The sequence below is a fragment of the Dehalobacter sp. DCM genome (genome assembly GCF_024972775.1).
Taxonomy (GTDB): domain Bacteria; phylum Bacillota; class Desulfitobacteriia; order Desulfitobacteriales; family Syntrophobotulaceae; genus Dehalobacter.
In genome coordinates, this window is the sequence record NZ_CP092282.1 from 3,617,394 (window position 1) to 3,633,124 (window position 15,731).

Below are 15,731 nucleotides of genomic sequence, written 5' to 3' on the forward strand. Positions count from 1 at the left end.
CAAATCAATTAGGAGGAGACACGATGCAAAAAAAAGCCTTAGTAATCATTGATATTCAAAATGATATAACCAAGAATTATAAGGATATTATTGACAATATCAATAAAGCGATTGATTGGGCCGTCCATAATCATATTCATGTTATTTATATACGGCATGAAAATTTATCAGCCGGCACGAGGACTTTTAAACCCAATACACAGGGGTCTGAATTAGCTTCAGACTTGAAAATAGTATCAAAAAATGTATTTACAAAATACAAAGGAAACGCCTTAAGCAGTGAAGAGTTTACAGACTTTATTAGTAAAAATGAAATAGGTGATTTCTACATAACAGGAGCAGATGCTGCTCTATGTGTTAAATCAACCTGTTACAACTTGTGCAAAGCAAATTATGGTGTTAATGTCCTATCCGATTGCATTACCAGTTATGATAAAAGGAAAATTGACGAAATGCTGCGCTATTTTGAAAGTAAAGGCAGTAAAATCATTCGTTTAAATGACTTGTTATCGAATCACATCGATTCACTTGGATGAGCAAACATAAAAAGCAGTCTGGATCCCGGCGTCAATCACCTCCACATGTGAAATTAATTCTTGCTGACGTGTCTTTACGGCAAAATAAGTTTGTCCAATTGCAATCACTTTTTTTCGAGAGTCTCCATTTTGAACAATTAAATAACACGCATACCGGGAAAGCATTATATCTTCTATCTCTCGTTCAGCACCTGAACCGATATCAACCATTTTGCCAACGTTGGCAAAATGGTCAGACAAAATATTACCGCTGTTTTGGCAGGCAATTTTTGCTTTATCGATGACTTCATTAAACCTGCGCCATTGTTGATATTCCAATACAACCTTTAACTCTCTGGCATACCAAAACTCAATACCTTCTGTAGTAAAATGTTTGATGGCCTCAAAAGTTTTTTCAGAATAACTTTCTATCTCAGTCATATGAACTCTCCCCCTCTGAGACAATCGCTAGCGAACATACGTTCTAATGGTATTTTATACCATATAATTCAACATAGCAAGAGAAAAATAAGTGAAATATCATCGGAAGTTTTCTGGCAAATATTCTTGTCCCGTTGAATTCTCCCTTGACCACCGGGGGCAAGAACTGTTCTCAAGTTCTTTATCCTTGGCGTGTTGAAGCTGTCCACTATTCCCAAAGCGATCAATAATAACGCCAGCTAGAGAATTACATATTTTTAACTATTTCTTCCTTAATTTCCATATTCCTCTAATTTCTCGACACAAAATTTTCCTATTTCAAAAGGCATAACCTATTGTCTAAGTTATGCCTGAAACAATTTCTACAAAACTAATTGATTGCAACTTTTTTGCTGTACGAAATCATTCCTTTAAGCCATTTAAGAGCGGCAACGGCACATAATACTTGACATACCGGTTGCCATTTTTATCTGTCAAATATCCGTTCTTATCTTTAACCATAACGGTCGCCCTTTTATTAATTCTATAGAGAATACCGGTGAGTCTTTTTCCCTCAAAATTAAAGGAGACGTTATCGCCAATATTCAGTCCAAGCTTTTGCGTGGCGATTTGATTCGATGTCGGGAGTTTATGGGTACTCTCAATATGCCCGAATATATTCCTTGCCAAAGATTTAAATCTCTCCTGGGTGCAGTTGGACTTGTGATAATGGATGAATTCTATGACATGGCAGAGCTCATGCTCAAAAATCAGCTGCAGTGCTTCCAGATTGTTGCTGGTTAGAATTCCGCCAACCATCTTGTTCCCTTCCAACATTCCGTAGTTAAACAATAAATTGACACTGATCCGAATTTCAATGACTAGTTCCTCTGGTTGAATTTTCACGATATTCTTTGGACATAGTGTTAAACCTGCACTTTTAGTCATACGTCGGGATAGTGAAAATCTGAGCTTTCCGGGAAAGTTGTTCTGGAACCAATTTTCAAAGAAGATCTGGTCATAGAGATGAAACAGCAATTCAAGGTCTTTGGTGGATACGGTGTTAATGTCCCCGCTTTTGATGTTTGAAGATTGATGTATTAAACCCTTCGAAACATCTGCACGTCTTTTTTCGATATTATTTAATTTTATTTTCAAAATATCAAGCATTTATTTGTCCTTAATAATTCGATTATAGCTTCTAGAGACTGTTTTCTGCCTCTACTACTAAATTTCCTGCTTAATAGACAGTCAAAATTACTTCCAGTGCGACCTGAGACGCAAGAAAGCAAAGGGCTGATCCCTTACAAATTAAAGGGAAAACCACCAGTACCTTGATTTGGATTACCTAAAACCTGGGTAATACTAGGGTAAAGTATGGGTTGCATTTACAAAGTCAATTGAGGATTCTCCGTATCTTGATTTACCTACTTCAAATTAATGTATAAAAAAAGAACCGAATATGATATACTATTATCAAAGAGGAACCATGCTGCTAACATGATTCCTCACAACAGCCGCTTTAAAGACGGTTGGCATAAAGATTAGGGTTAAAAGTAAACCGCTTACCTATGGTCAGGAGCGGTTTATTTCCATTCACTCCTCTGTTTTTTATTCTATGACTGGATACACCATTTGCATCAATAATCCAGCTGTGTCCTTCATCGGATTTTCCGGTATTGTCACCAGCTCATTCTCACACCCGATCATCCCGGTAACTGCGAGACAAAGTGCATCAATGACATCATCTACTTTTTTTATTTTTCATCCCTGTCAATCTTTGAAAGACAGAGATATACTCTTTTTCAACGTTGGCGTGATCTTCATAAGTAAATTGATGTTCCGCAGCCTTTTGCGGAATGTGTTCAAAAATCGGATAATCCATGAGCACTTCAAATTCATAATAGAGCAAGGTATCGTCAATGTCATCAATCTGTGCTAACTCCGTTTCGGTCAAATCCCCTAAACCAAACCGGTCATAAATCATCGCCTGCAATCTGGATTCAATGGCAATATAATCAGGCAAATGTTGTTTGACCGGGCGCGTTATATCGGAAATATAAGTCTCACTGGCATCATGCAAGAGGCACGCGAGTTGGACCCGTTCCGAACATTCCCGAGCTTTTGCCTCTTTATAGCAGTTCAAGGAATGCTGAGCCACTGAATAAAAATGGCTGCAATGACCGTTAGCTCTGGTCATCAAGGACTGGGCGTGGGCAATATCTTCGATTTTTATGTCCTCTTTGATGGGATTGAGCGGGTAAAATATAACTTTGGTGTAGGTAATGATGTGATTTTGCAATTGTGCCTCCAATAAATTTACTCTTTATAGTCTGAATTTATCATATCATTTTCCCGCTTCAAAAGAAAAATTTTTGATTCGAGGCTTTCTATGTACATTTGTTCTGTTTGCTGCTGAATCTCCTGCAGCTGCTCAATGATAACAGTTACCTTATTGAACAGTTCCGTATACATCTTTTTGTAATCCGCCAATTTGTATCACCTTAATAATCCAATATTTTTCACCAAATACTATTTTATGCGAAAAACGCATACAATTCAATATGCGCTTACTGCATAAACTACAATAACATTAAGGTGATTAGCATGTACCAACGACTAAGAGACCTAAGAGAAGATCGCGACCTCAATCAGCAGGCACTTGCTGATTTGCTTAATGTCAGCCAAACCACCTATTCGCGGTATGAAAGCGGGACTTTGGACATTCCCAGTGTTTCGCTGATTAAGCTTGCTGAATTTTATGAAACGAGTGTAGATTATCTGCTCGGGCTTACCGATAAGAGGAAGCCTTACCGCTGACGATATTTTGCCCCTCCTGCCATCACATCATATTGACACATTGACGCATCACATTGATTGTTTTTACTAAGTGTAAATTAATGTATAAAAAGTAAACCTAATATGATATACTAATATCAAATAGGAACCATGCTGCAAACATGATTCCTCACAACAGCCGCTTTAAGACGGTTGGCTAAGCAGTTAACGGAATAAACCGCTAATCCTTGCTCAGGGGCGGTTTATTTCTTTTTGTGAAACGAAAGTACCAAGACAACTAATGTCCCAAATGAGATCATCAGTGTTAAAGCCTGATATACTTCCAAAGCATCACCTCCCTTCGGAGGAAATGCCAACCGCCCTTAGCCATCTGTTGTATAAATATTATACCATATATTTACATAATTTGGACAAATTTATCCCAATATATCCAATAATGTTGAATTTAACCAATCACCTTAATTGCATTATCCTTAATCGAAGTAACCGCTTCGACAATCAGCTTTTGCTTCGCCGAATCAAAAAGTTTTATAAAGCTCTGCGGTTTGTCAAAAGGCGGTTTCATCAGTTCCGATACGCTTTCGATATAACCGTTTTGGACAATGTGGTTCACGATCTTTTTAACAAAGACAATCTGGGACTGGCTTAAAGACTGGTCATTAATGAATTCGGAAAAGGCAGCAACTGCAGCATCATACTCCATTTTGGCAATTTTTCGGACCAGCAAGCCAAACGGCGTATCCTGGTATTCCCTCTTATAATCCTCAAGCGTGCCCAGTTCACCGGTCAAGATATGTTCTAAGCTTTGGTAGTCTTTGGATGTCAGTTGTATATTATTCCTCAATTTATGAATAGCAATATGGTCTTTGTGCTGCTCAATATAGCGGTTTACCTTAACCTTATAGTCTGTAAAATCATAGGCCGGGTCTAAGGGATCTCCTTCTTTCACCATCAGGATATCATCTTTGAGATTCGTATAAATTGGGTTCTTATTGGGGCCCTCATCCACCAGAAACTTGATTAAACCGCGAAGCTCCACCCTCACCTTTTCAAATGTTACACTATCGGATGTTTTCCAGAATTCGTCGGTGCCAATGGTAGTGATGAGTTCGACTTTCTCTTTGATCTGGGCGATCGTCATTCGCTTACTTAGATTGATACCAATATTAATGAGCTCTTTTTTACCCTTTTGAAACTGTCCCAGACCTTCGATCTGAGCAATCATGAGCCCATACATCAAGTTGTCAAAGCGTTTTGCATATTCGTCTGTATCATCCAGATAAACAATTGGGGCCAAATATTTGGTAAGATCATGCTTATCACGATCAGATAGACAGGTAAAAGCCTCTTGCTGTTTATATTTCTCAACGTATTGGCGCTGTAATTTTACAGACACCAATTCTGGATTCAGCGCGTTAATTTGACTTAACACTGTCTGAATCAGGCTGCTTCGGATTTCCTGGTAAGGTGCATCGATAAAGGCAGATTGTTGGAGAAGATGGATCAAGCGAATTCTTTTCGCAAAGATCGCTTCTGAAAGACTTTGGGTCTCGCTTCCGGTTAAGCCATCTTTGTTGGTTCGGAAAAATTCAAAGTTTCCCAAGTAATCAAAAATCAAAAAATGCGTCTTATGCTGATCTTCACCGAAGAGATTGGGACAAAGCCTCGTTCCCCGGCCAATCATCTGCCAGAACTTTATTTTCGAGCGGACGCGCTTAAAAAATACGAGGTTGAGGATTTCCGGCACATCGATACCGGTATCCAGCATGTCCACCGATACGGCAATGTGTGGATCTCTTGCCGCGATTTTAAAATCAATGATGAGGGTTTGCGCATAGCTGTCATCACAAACAATTCGCTTCGCAAAGCTCCCGTGATATTGGGGATAGAGTTTATTAAATCGCTCGATGATATATTGTGCGTGCATTTTGTTCTGAGCAAAAATTATGGTTTTCCCTAAACGATCCCCACCTGCGACCTTTAACCCTTTGATCATCAGATCTTCAAGGACGGTATCGACTGTAGACTGGTTGAAGATAAAATCATTGATCAAAATATTCAAAGATCGCCCGGTACTTTTTAAAGATACTGCGATGGGCTTCATCAATGATAATCAAATCAAAATGAGCCGGGGTAAATAACCGCTGCCCCTCCTTGGTCTTTGCTGAATCGATGGAATTTAGCATCGTCGGATAAGTGGAAAAGACGATGCGGGAATTCTTATCTTCTTTGTTGCTTAGGAGGTTACACAGTCTTATGGATTAAATTCTTTCCTGATATCCGTAAACACATCTTTCGCCGAACGTCCTTTATCGAAGTTATACGGGTATGATCTTATCGGTTTATGGACATTGGTATTTTCGAATTCTAACTCCTACTAACGATTTGATTTATAAAACCTTCATTTTTTTCTCTGATCTGGGTGCTTTCAATAGGTACGTACTGCCCATTTGAAACAATGCTAAACCCTAAAATTTCTGACAAAGTAGCTGATTTTTCTTCCAACAATAGCGAATTGTTTTCCAGTATTTTATTAATGCTGGCTATAAATTTAGGCGAAGAGAGTTTTTGTATTATTTCTTGGCCCTCTATATATTCTCTGGGAGCATCGCAATCTTTGATTATACTAGCACGAGAAAGCTTTCTAATTTTTGCAGCGAGCATAACCGACAAAATAAAAATATCCATAAGTTCACGTTGTGCTTCCTCGCTAGTCATATTGTATACATATTTTTTATGCGCCTCATCAAGCTCTTGTGAAACTATTCCCGAAGTAGTTTTGCTAGTAGTAGCGATTTTTGTATTTTGCACAGGACTTTCTTTTCTGGTATTCTGAATCTTTCTTTTGTTCTTGTCATCAACCCACATCTCTTTCATTGCAGGTACTGCCTTTTTTTGCCACCATAATTTTACACGAGGGGCGACAACTTCATCTATCACCTGTTTGGTTATATCAGCGATAATTCCACTTAACAATTTTGCAAGTTCCTGCGCTTCAGGAGATAGTTCTTTCTCCCGCCGTGATTCTTGGTAGTTATACGGCTCGTCATATCGATATTCGCTTTCGTCGACTTTAACCCACTCAGCTTGGCCAACAATCTGATTTGTCTCGTTATCCAAAAGTGTACCTCGAAACGCTTCTTCTTTATTCTTGACTGATGCAAGATGGGTTCCTTCTTTACAAATAGGAATATATAAATCTCCACTTTGTCTACGCTGCCCCATAGTCGACCTCCTTTTTCTAACTCAATATGGCTCAAACCGTTAATATTGATGTCTTGTATGTATTTTTGCATTTTTTCGTAGAGGTAAATACGCCGATACAGTTTTTTTGATTTTCCTCGTTCAATGGAATATGTCCACGTTTATAGGTCAAGACGTCGATATTGATGTTTTTCCATCGTGTCGATGGAACGATAGCATCAGATTGATGTCGGGTATGTGTTTGGCTGATTTTCCGTTCTCGGAAATAAGTCAAAATCCATGTCATATTATGCTGGTAAAGTTCCAGTATTTTTTGCTGTTTCAACAGCTGTTTTTAACTCATCAATTTTGTTCTCTTTAATCTCTTCCCATGTTATTGATGCATTAGTAGCAATGGCAATTTTACAGAAATCAAGATACTTGAGCAACACCTTCCGAACAACATCTTCCATATCTTTCAGTTCGACGGCGGTAATATTTCTTCCATCACCTTCATGTAAAGATTCCGAGCGAAATCTATAAAAATTTTTCATTTTATCATAAAGTGTGCGTATTCTTGTCGGATCGCTTTCCAAAAGAACAGAAACTCTTTTAGAAAGAACTTCTTTTTTCCCTTGTTGGTTGGTAGCAAGTAGTACCATTTCCAGCGCAGTAGTATATTGTTCAAATCCGGTTGGAATATCAATCTGTTCTAATCCCCATGTAAATTCATCAATACAATTTTTAAGCAAATCATACTCTTGTCCGGAATAGTCCCGAATGAATTGATTACAATTAGCTGCATCTTCAGGTGTTAAAGTAAAAAAAGTGTTATCAACTATATTTCTTGTCACATTATCACTGGTGTGTTTCTGTGTATTATTGATAAATCCCATGATTGTAAAATGATGCTCAAAAAAGATTTCCTTAAATCCAATGTTTCCTTTTTTGAATAAGCGCAATAAAGAGACAGTTCGATTTAAAAAATCAACTTGACCTTCTTTATATGCTTCCAGTTGCTCTGGGCACATCAAATCTCGGTCTGTTAAGGCAATTCCAGGTTTCAATTGTGGCGGTTGCACTCTGTATATTTCGTCTTTGTGAATAGACATAAAATATACGCCTTTATCATCACTAAGGCGAGAACCCATGTATCCTGTAGTAAGATTACCATTCCCATCAGTAATTTTATTCTTAAATGGTATGTCTTCAAGATATATTTTTTTAGCTATATACCCATTCCCAAGTTGCAACGCAGAAATGCTTTCATCGCAATAAAGGATAATCCCATCAATTGTCACATTTACATCTTCCGACATATATTCACCTCCCAGCTTAGAGTTTTGATTTACTATACGATTGCACCATGTTTTTCAAGCCATGACAATAAAAACGGTCTGTCATTGTTTGCAGACACTTCATACCATTGCGAACAAAGGCGATACTGTTCGCCCTTTATAACAAGCGGTTTCGCATAATAACGTATGGAGTCATATTCCTCACTTGCCAAGACAAGAAGCGGAAAATCTATGCCGAAAACACTCTTCGAGTATTCTTTTGTCCGCATCAGATTGATCTCCTCTTCATCAACTTTACCGTCCTCCAAAGCTTCTCGCAAAAAGGTTTGCGCGATTTTACCTATCTTCAATTCTGATAATGTGACATCGGAAACAGCCTGCGAAACCGCTACTTTTGGCACACGTAATTTCCATTGCCGCCGATCGTCACCAAACATCTTTACTAGTTGGTACCCGCGCATAAACAATTCAGATGTATCCGAAATCCCGTCACTTGCAATAAGTATAGGCTCGAGCACCATTTCATTAAAATCATCATTTGCAATAATTCGTACTGTGAAATGATAATTGTGTTCGAAAAGCAACGTGTTCAAGTCTTCAATGCAGGGCTCTAAATCGTTGGTTACGGCGTTATGTATTTTAGGGGACGCAAAAATAATCTCGCCTTTTGTGATGTCGAAATAACCGATTAGACACAGGGCAGTTCTTATAAATTTCTTTATAACTCGCGTGACTGTTTCCTGACGGTCTCCATAATTGAGCCCACTTTCATGAAAAGCAACATCGATGGCATATATTTCAGTTTCATCATCTGACATTGAAATACCAAGTGCGTCAACCTCTGCTTGCATTAGAAGCTGAGAAAGCGAATTGTTCTTATAAATTCCATATCCGTATTTATTCTGAAAGTGTTCATCTGTAATACTCATGAACCGCTTTAATTCTTCTTCGCCATTAAGCTGCCAAGTGGGAGATGGTTTCCAATTCGTCTGTACCACCTGACACTCTTTAACGTGGCGAAGCCATGAGTAAAACAACGATTCTCCCATTTCAATCTTCATTACGGTGGTTCCTCTCTTTCTGGTTCAGAATGTCCAACCTTCTATATCAGCTAACTCAGTCACATTGTAACAAGGAATGCTGTATGCTTCGCATATCTTAGGTATTTTCTTCGGCGAGCTTTTATTTTCTTCCGTAATCACAGCAATCTGATACTTCATTGCGGTGGCAATAAGGAATGCATCACCTGATGATTTCATGTTTGAAAAACTAAGTAACTCTGGATGTTCGTTCACGATTTTTGCTACATTCTGCTGTACCATAGCATCCACGGGCAAAACAGTGCAACTATTCCGTTGCAGCCACTGTTTCAAAGCATCATCTTCTACCTCATCTTCAATCTCCGAGCAGATGACTATCTCCTTCGATTTTACCATCTCGTCAATGTTCTGCCACAAAGTACTGTACACGGTACGGCGGTGAGGCTCGTCCGCCTTTTGAGATAAAATCGAACAAGTGTCGATTACGTAGCGATACGGAGGCGGTATCAGAGTATATTGCTCTCCATAGGCGGGTGTCACCATTTAGCCACCTCCGTCAAGAATTTTGGTATGTGCTTCTCCTTGATACCGAGAAGCCCAGACACCTCTTGTTTACTAAAGTAGCCGTCGCCGTACCCAATGAGGAGAACTTTGCAAATTGCTGGGCTTGTTTTGTCAACCGCTTCGCGGGACGGCACCTTTGCAATTTTAGGAGCCCTGCCTTCCTTCCGAGCAACTTTCTGTGCCTGTCTTTCTTTCTCGAAATTCTGACGAATTTCGTTTGCATAGGTTTCGTATTCATCTTTTGAAATCCGATCCGTGTCATACAGTCTGCGAATGATAACTTCTTTACTAACGCTATACTTCTTAGCGATAGCTTCAATCGTATCCAAGCTGAAACTAGTGATCTTCTGCGCGGTTAGAACGACTCTGAGTGAAGCCGTTGGAACAAGCACTTCTCCAGCTACAGCATTACAGAATACTTCTTCATTCTGTGAGGAGAAAGAAGTAAACATCTCATTGCACAGAGTGGATTGCTTTTTTAAGATATGAACAAGCTCGTGAATAATGGAAAATGTCTTGGCTGGGTATCTGTCATTGTCGTTGATTCCTACAATTGGTGCGGTCTCATTGAAAATGGAGATGCCACGAGCAACTTCAACATCGACGCCTGTAAAGCAATGAACAAATATTCCCTTGTTTTCAACCTGCTGACGAATATACAGATAAAACTGGCGGGCAGACTGTAGCTTAAACTGGTCATTCAATTCCAATTTGAAATATGTCCTGATTAGTCCCGCATATTCTGCTACGCTTGCCGTGTCAGGAATAGTGGGTAAAGCCAACAGTCGGGCAGTAATATCCAATTCGGATTCAGCCGATATCAGGAATTCGTGACAACGGATTAGCTCGGCAATCGCCAGATTTAATGAACTTTCATCAACTGATGCATATTGCAAAGTCCTCAAGTTGCGTAATGATGGCAATTGTTTAATCGGAAGGTTATCTTTTTGCATATATAGACCAGCAAACGGTACTTTCAGAGCTTTAGCGAGAGTCTTTGCCTGATTTAAGGTGGGGTATGCGTCATTTGAAGCGTCGAGCCATAAGCCCACTTTATCCTCAGCAAGCCCTGTTTTCTTTGCAAGAAAAGCGGTTGTGACGCCTATCTGTGCACAGATGAAGTTGATGGTTTCTTTGTTGATGTTAGCGTCTATTCTTGCCGCCATGAAAAGACCTCCCTTCCGAAAATATTCTTTGATTCATTATATATGCGTATTTTCTATTCCACACCCAAAGCCTTAAATACAGCTTCATGCGGGGTTGAATAAAAGATCAGGCTAAACGCGCCAATGAGGTCTGAGGGAACCGTTCCGAGTTCGGCGGCTGAGGTTATAGGTATAAGTACCTTCTTCGCACCGGCATCAAGGCAGACTTGCAGAACGCTCGCCAGCTCTTCTACTTTGAGGATTGTACCGCTGATACTGATTTCGCCCAGAACAGCAAGGCTTGATAGCGTCGGTTTGTTTAAGGCGCAGGAAGCAAGCGCAATAACAGACGCTAATGTCAGGTATTTCGTCATTCCAATTCCATTCAGGTCTTGGTAGTTGATGATGTAGTCTTTTGTAGTTGTGCTGATCTGCCCACTTATTTGGTTACCGCTCGCCTTCAGATAGTTGAATGCGGTGTTTGTGGCTTCTTTTGCGTCACGATCTGATCCAAGCCCTGTGCGCTCAAATTTGCCGTTGCCGGGAAGCATCTGCGTTTCGAGACGATACACGCCTATCATTCCAGTCTTGCCCTGCGAGATGGTATAGACATTGCCTGGGTCCGTCAGTCCTTCAGGTATTATCTTGCCGCCACCATGCTCAGGCACTGACACATAATGTTCTTCAAAGGTTTCATTGTCGATGTAAGAGAAGTTCACATCATAGAACTCCATCCCGCCGATTTTCTTTAGCTGTTCCTTAACACGGCGGCGCATTTCGAGGGCAAAGATCAATATTTCCTTAATCTCATCTTTGGTAAACTCGCCGTTGGGATAGAGCAGCTTAGTGAAGCCGGATACCATCTTTCGGACGGCAATAACATCACGCTGATTCAGGTTGCTTCCAAAATGGAAGTATTTGTCGCAGACATCTCCGAACGGCTCTTTACGCATCTGCCGCATAAATTCAGCAAGGTAGTCCGTAATAAAACCGTAGTCGTTGGTGAACGATTCGGGGCGATATTTTGGAATCTCCCAGCCAGGGATATAGCAGTGCATACGGTCAAGAAACGCCGTATCATATGCCATAGCTTCGGGGAATGGGTCAAACAGATGCGAGGTTTTCAAAAGCACGTCCACGCTCTGGTTGATGTTGCCCACAAATGCCATTGAAGCGGAAGCCGCCTTTTCCTCTTTACCTCTGGCGAAAGATCCGGAAGCCATATAGTCCTTCATAATCTGAACGCCGTCTTTATCCTTAAAAGTAATGCCCGCCACTTCGTCGAAAGCCACACAATCCCAAAGACCGACAAGCCCGACTTGCTTGCTCGCCATATTGTAGAAAAGGTTAGCAACTGTAGTCTGCCCACCAGACACAAGGATGGAGTTCGGCGATATCTCCTTATAAAGGTGCGACTTGCCTGTGCTGCGGGGTCCAAGTTCGCACAGGTTGAAGTTGTTTTCAATCAGCGGGAGCATACGGGCGAGTTGCAGCCAATTCTCACGATTGGTGAAGCGGTCAGCTTCCATACCCGTGGAGCGGAGCAAAACGGTAATCCAATCATCCTTAGTAAAAGCGCGACGACCGTTCTTAATTTCATCCATATCGATGTGCGGCATTTGAATCGGCGTCAGCTTCACGATGCGAATTGGTGTGGACTTTTTGTCTTCCTCTATGTACTCGTATTCAAGCCCGATAATACACCAAATGCCCCCACAGAGCAGGCGATCGTACTTCGATACATATTCTGAAGATATGGGAATGTTCCTAACGCCAAGGTTTGAAAAATCAGCTTCATAACGGTCTAGCCTGATATTCAGGTTAACCGTTATGCGGTCGATGACCGTGTAACTGCCGCGTTCACGGAGCGACGACAGCACTTTTTGTGCTTCGTCAGGGCGCACGAAGTTTTCCGAAAGAATTCGTTTGACGTTCGCAACGCCAGTTTCGATAATTTGAGGGTCGTCGGAAGAGCAGTACTGCCCAAGCAAAAACTCCAAGACATAGACAGGTACATTCGCACCCTCTTTGATAGCCTTGGTCAGGTCTTTACGGACAATTTTGCCGTCGAAATGCTCTCGCAATTTTCGATTGATTACTTCATTTGCGTCATCTACTTCCGGTTTATACCCATTTGATTCTAAATCCATAGCAGAATCCTCCTTGCGTTACAGATCAAAGCCGAAATCATCGGCAAACGCTATGTCAATGCGGAACTCGACCTCTTCAGGAGCATCGGTATCATTTGCAATGACAAGGCGGTATAATTTGTTTTTGTTGTACTGCGCCTGTTTCAGCGCAAATCTAACTCTGAACACTCGGTCGGAAGCATTATTGCTTGTTCTGTCAGTAATAACCGTCTGGAAGTCGCTAACAGGCACGCCAACCTCATCGGTAAAATACAGGGTATAATTGCACGGCTGAACCTTATCGCCAATAGGCTGCTTTTGCAGGAAGTCGAGTGAGAACATCAGGTTTGACACCTTGCGGCTTTCGGATATGAGTGAAAGGCCCGGATTCTGTACCTCGACATACTTCTTGTAACCCGTTCGCATACCCTTATAGACGATGACCGGAACGACCATCTCCTGCATACTAATTCCGCCGTGGACATAGTTCTCGCCGCCACCCTGTACTTTGATACGAACGGTATCCTGTGGAGCATAACCTTTCATTGGCTCTCCGCCGATAGTCCGCTCTGTTTTGACAGGCAATAGATAGTCCGCATTCGTTTCAGGCGACACAAGGGCGTAGCGTCTGCCCAGTTCCAATATATCGCCGTTAAAGGTCTGCTTACTGATTTTTTGGCTTTCTTCAAGGGGCTTGTAGGTGTATAGGAAGCCGTGGTCGGCGGTGATGAAGATGTTCACTCCACTCAGGTCGTTTACGATGATCTTTACGATGGCGGTCAATTCGTCAATTGCATCGTAACAAGCCTCGAACACTTTCGTTTCAGTGGCGGCTTTATCACCGAGAGCGTCAATCGTGTTGTGGTAGATATAAGTAATCTCCTTACCCGCAACCAATTCACGCCGTTCTTGCTTCTTCATTTGAAGCAGTTCTTTATAGATAACTGCTACGCTATCGTGGTTAGCGGCATTTAGTATAGTGCCGCGCTGAGCAGTGCTGACGGCAGGATTGCCATCCACAAATACGTCGATCTTTTCGTTTGCCGATACCTCTTTACCGGGCAGTAGAGCTGCCATCCCAAATTTCGTGATGCTTGGAAACACGGCCTGCACGGCTTCAAGTGTCGCCGTACCCTTAGTGGCGTGGCTTAGGGTTTCGGATAGTTCGGCGGCGACCTCGTAGCGTAAGGCATCGGAAATCACAACGAACACGCGGTTACCCTTACTAACATTCGGAGAAACATAACGATTATAAAATCTCCGCTGTTCATTTATCTCTGAAACATAGCCGAGCGACTCCAAATCGCTTGCTATGGCTTTTGTCCAAGTGTAAGTGAGTTGCTTTAGGAACCACTCACGGTATAAACCCTCCACTACATCGGAACACTTCTTCACAGCATCTTCCAAGAGGGCATTCGGACTTTTCAGGGTATTGCCGAAGCAGAAGTGGAAATGCCTATAATGGCTGTCCATCTCATAAGCGTCAGTTGTGTATAGCTTCCAGACCTTTACAGGTTCAACAATATGAAATCCGTCGATGTGTGAGAGGTAAAACTCTTGCATTTTTGCGATGTAATACAGGCTTTCGAGGTAATCCTCGGTCAGGGCATACCAAGCGGCGGTGCGTCGGTTTTCGACAGCACCAATAATGTCCTCAACTTTAATGACGTTCTCAGTAATCTCTTTAAAATAACGCTTGAGTATGCTTTCGTTAATGGCTGGGAATGTATCGCTCTTTAGAAGGATACTTATTTCCGTCTTGTCAAAGCGGTCACCAAGGCGCAATTCACGTTCCACATAATGGCAAATCTCCTCCAAGTCACCACTGCCATCGCCGCGCTGCCATTCATGAACAAGCTGATAGCAGTACGCTTTGTTGGAATCGGACGCAAACCGCTCCAAGCCTCGCAGGGCAGAAGCTGGCATCGTCTGCGACAGGGCGGTGATGAGGATATGTGCGGCAAGTTCGGAAAGCGGGCGGTCGTCGCTATTTTGATAACCTGGGTACTTCTGAACTAACTGCCAGAACGCTTCAATGTTGCCAAACTTCTCAATGTTAATCAGTGCATCGTTACTTTCTTTTTCCAAGCCTGCCGACAGAACAGCGATGATAACATCTTGTGCCGAGCCACCATTTATTCCGCACAGCACCGCCATAATGTCAATGTGAAGCTGCAGTGGTGTTTGGTAAGTATGCCCGATTCTTTTCAGCTTCGCCTTGCGGTCTTTGTTGTCAAGGAATTTGGAGTATAGTTTCATGGTCTTGCGCATTGCCGATGACGGCTCAACGAGCAACTCCTCCATTTGGAGTGACACAAGGTCAGCGCGGAAATCCTCGCTATAAAACTTGATGTCCAGCAGCCAATCGTCATGTTGGTCTTTCTCGTAGGACAGTGGGTCGTAGACAAGATAGTCGCTCGTCAAATCATCGGCCGACAGTAGTTTTTTGACGGCGAAGTTGTTTGATCCGGTAAGTTTAATGACACTCACTCCGGGCAGATCGAGCTCGTCAACTCCATCTGAAAATTCGCCGTCCTCGTCGTGCCAGAAGACGATTCGGCGTTTATGAAATTCAGTCAGCGGCGCGGCGAACCGTTCCGCGAGCCTTAGTTTTATCGTTTCTGACAGCATAGTGTCC

Annotated in this window: 16 protein-coding genes; 2 read left to right on the plus strand and 14 right to left on the minus strand. The window is 41.8% G+C overall.

What is annotated here, in order from left to right:
- Positions 1-23 precede the first annotated feature (23 nt).
- Positions 24-536 carry a cysteine hydrolase family protein gene (locus LPY66_RS16820; RefSeq protein WP_337985403.1) on the plus strand — a complete coding sequence of 171 codons (513 nt, stop codon included), beginning with the start codon at positions 24-26 and terminating at the stop codon, positions 534-536.
- Here the strand turns inward: LPY66_RS16820 and LPY66_RS16825 are convergent.
- The 4 genes from LPY66_RS16825 to LPY66_RS16840 all read right to left on the minus strand — a co-directional run bounded on the left by LPY66_RS16825 (position 525) and on the right by LPY66_RS16840 (position 3,428).
- The gene (locus LPY66_RS16825; protein ID WP_337985404.1) at positions 525-956 is read right to left on the minus strand and encodes a BRO family protein; all 432 of its coding nucleotides are present in this window, start codon (positions 954-956) and stop codon (positions 525-527) included. The genes LPY66_RS16820 and LPY66_RS16825 overlap by 12 nt on opposite strands.
- Before the next feature lie 402 nt (positions 957-1,358).
- Complete coding sequence (locus LPY66_RS16830; protein WP_337985405.1) at positions 1,359-1,883, minus strand: hypothetical protein; 525 nt, start codon at positions 1,881-1,883, stop codon at positions 1,359-1,361.
- A gap of 796 nt (positions 1,884-2,679) precedes the next feature.
- The gene (locus LPY66_RS16835) at positions 2,680-3,237 is read right to left on the minus strand and encodes an HD domain-containing protein (RefSeq protein WP_337985406.1); all 558 of its coding nucleotides are present in this window, start codon (positions 3,235-3,237) and stop codon (positions 2,680-2,682) included.
- Positions 3,238-3,254: 17 nt separating this feature from the next.
- The gene (locus LPY66_RS16840; protein WP_337985407.1) at positions 3,255-3,428 is read right to left on the minus strand and encodes a hypothetical protein; all 174 of its coding nucleotides are present in this window, start codon (positions 3,426-3,428) and stop codon (positions 3,255-3,257) included.
- A gap of 114 nt (positions 3,429-3,542) precedes the next feature.
- Here LPY66_RS16840 and LPY66_RS16845 point away from each other — a divergent pair, with 114 nt between their 5' ends.
- The gene (locus LPY66_RS16845; protein WP_337985408.1) at positions 3,543-3,755 is read left to right on the plus strand and encodes a helix-turn-helix domain-containing protein; all 213 of its coding nucleotides are present in this window, start codon (positions 3,543-3,545) and stop codon (positions 3,753-3,755) included.
- A 221-nt stretch (positions 3,756-3,976) separates the two neighbouring features.
- On the opposite strand, the gene LPY66_RS21025 is transcribed toward LPY66_RS16845, so the two are convergent.
- The 10 genes from LPY66_RS21025 to pglZ form a co-directional block, all read right to left on the minus strand.
- On the minus strand, positions 3,977-4,090 hold the full coding sequence (locus LPY66_RS21025) for a putative holin-like toxin (protein ID WP_443112441.1): 114 nt from the start codon (positions 4,088-4,090) through the stop codon (positions 3,977-3,979).
- Positions 4,091-4,179: 89 nt separating this feature from the next.
- Positions 4,180-5,796: a type I restriction-modification enzyme R subunit C-terminal domain-containing protein gene (locus LPY66_RS16850; protein ID WP_337985409.1), complete on the minus strand. Its 1,617-nt coding sequence runs from the start codon at positions 5,794-5,796 to the stop codon at positions 4,180-4,182.
- On the minus strand, positions 5,777-5,920 hold the full coding sequence (locus tag LPY66_RS16855) for a DEAD/DEAH box helicase family protein (protein ID WP_337985410.1): 144 nt from the start codon (positions 5,918-5,920) through the stop codon (positions 5,777-5,779). Before LPY66_RS16855 ends, LPY66_RS16850 begins: the two co-directional genes overlap by 20 nt.
- 181 nt (positions 5,921-6,101) lie before the next feature.
- On the minus strand, positions 6,102-6,959 hold the full coding sequence (locus LPY66_RS16860) for a hypothetical protein (RefSeq protein WP_337985411.1): 858 nt from the start codon (positions 6,957-6,959) through the stop codon (positions 6,102-6,104).
- Positions 6,960-7,225: 266 nt separating this feature from the next.
- Entirely contained in the window at positions 7,226-8,236 is a 1,011-nt protein-coding gene (locus LPY66_RS16865) for a hypothetical protein (RefSeq protein WP_337985412.1), read from the minus strand.
- 32 nt (positions 8,237-8,268) lie between these two features.
- On the minus strand, positions 8,269-9,276 hold the full coding sequence (locus LPY66_RS16870; RefSeq protein WP_337985413.1) for a hypothetical protein: 1,008 nt from the start codon (positions 9,274-9,276) through the stop codon (positions 8,269-8,271).
- 24 nt (positions 9,277-9,300) lie between these two features.
- A complete protein-coding gene (locus LPY66_RS16875; RefSeq protein WP_337985414.1) occupies positions 9,301-9,798 on the minus strand; it encodes a DUF4411 family protein in 498 nt (165 codons plus the stop codon).
- Entirely contained in the window at positions 9,792-10,985 is a 1,194-nt protein-coding gene (locus LPY66_RS16880; protein ID WP_337985415.1) for an ImmA/IrrE family metallo-endopeptidase, read from the minus strand. Before LPY66_RS16880 ends, LPY66_RS16875 begins: the two co-directional genes overlap by 7 nt.
- A 53-nt stretch (positions 10,986-11,038) precedes the next feature.
- Positions 11,039-13,114, minus strand: coding sequence for a protease Lon-related BREX system protein BrxL (brxL, locus tag LPY66_RS16885; RefSeq protein WP_337985416.1), 2,076 nt, complete (start codon positions 13,112-13,114; stop codon positions 11,039-11,041).
- An 18-nt stretch (positions 13,115-13,132) separates the two neighbouring features.
- The gene (gene pglZ / locus LPY66_RS16890; protein WP_337985417.1) at positions 13,133-15,724 is read right to left on the minus strand and encodes a BREX-1 system phosphatase PglZ type A; all 2,592 of its coding nucleotides are present in this window, start codon (positions 15,722-15,724) and stop codon (positions 13,133-13,135) included.
- Positions 15,725-15,731: the final 7 nt, after the last annotated feature.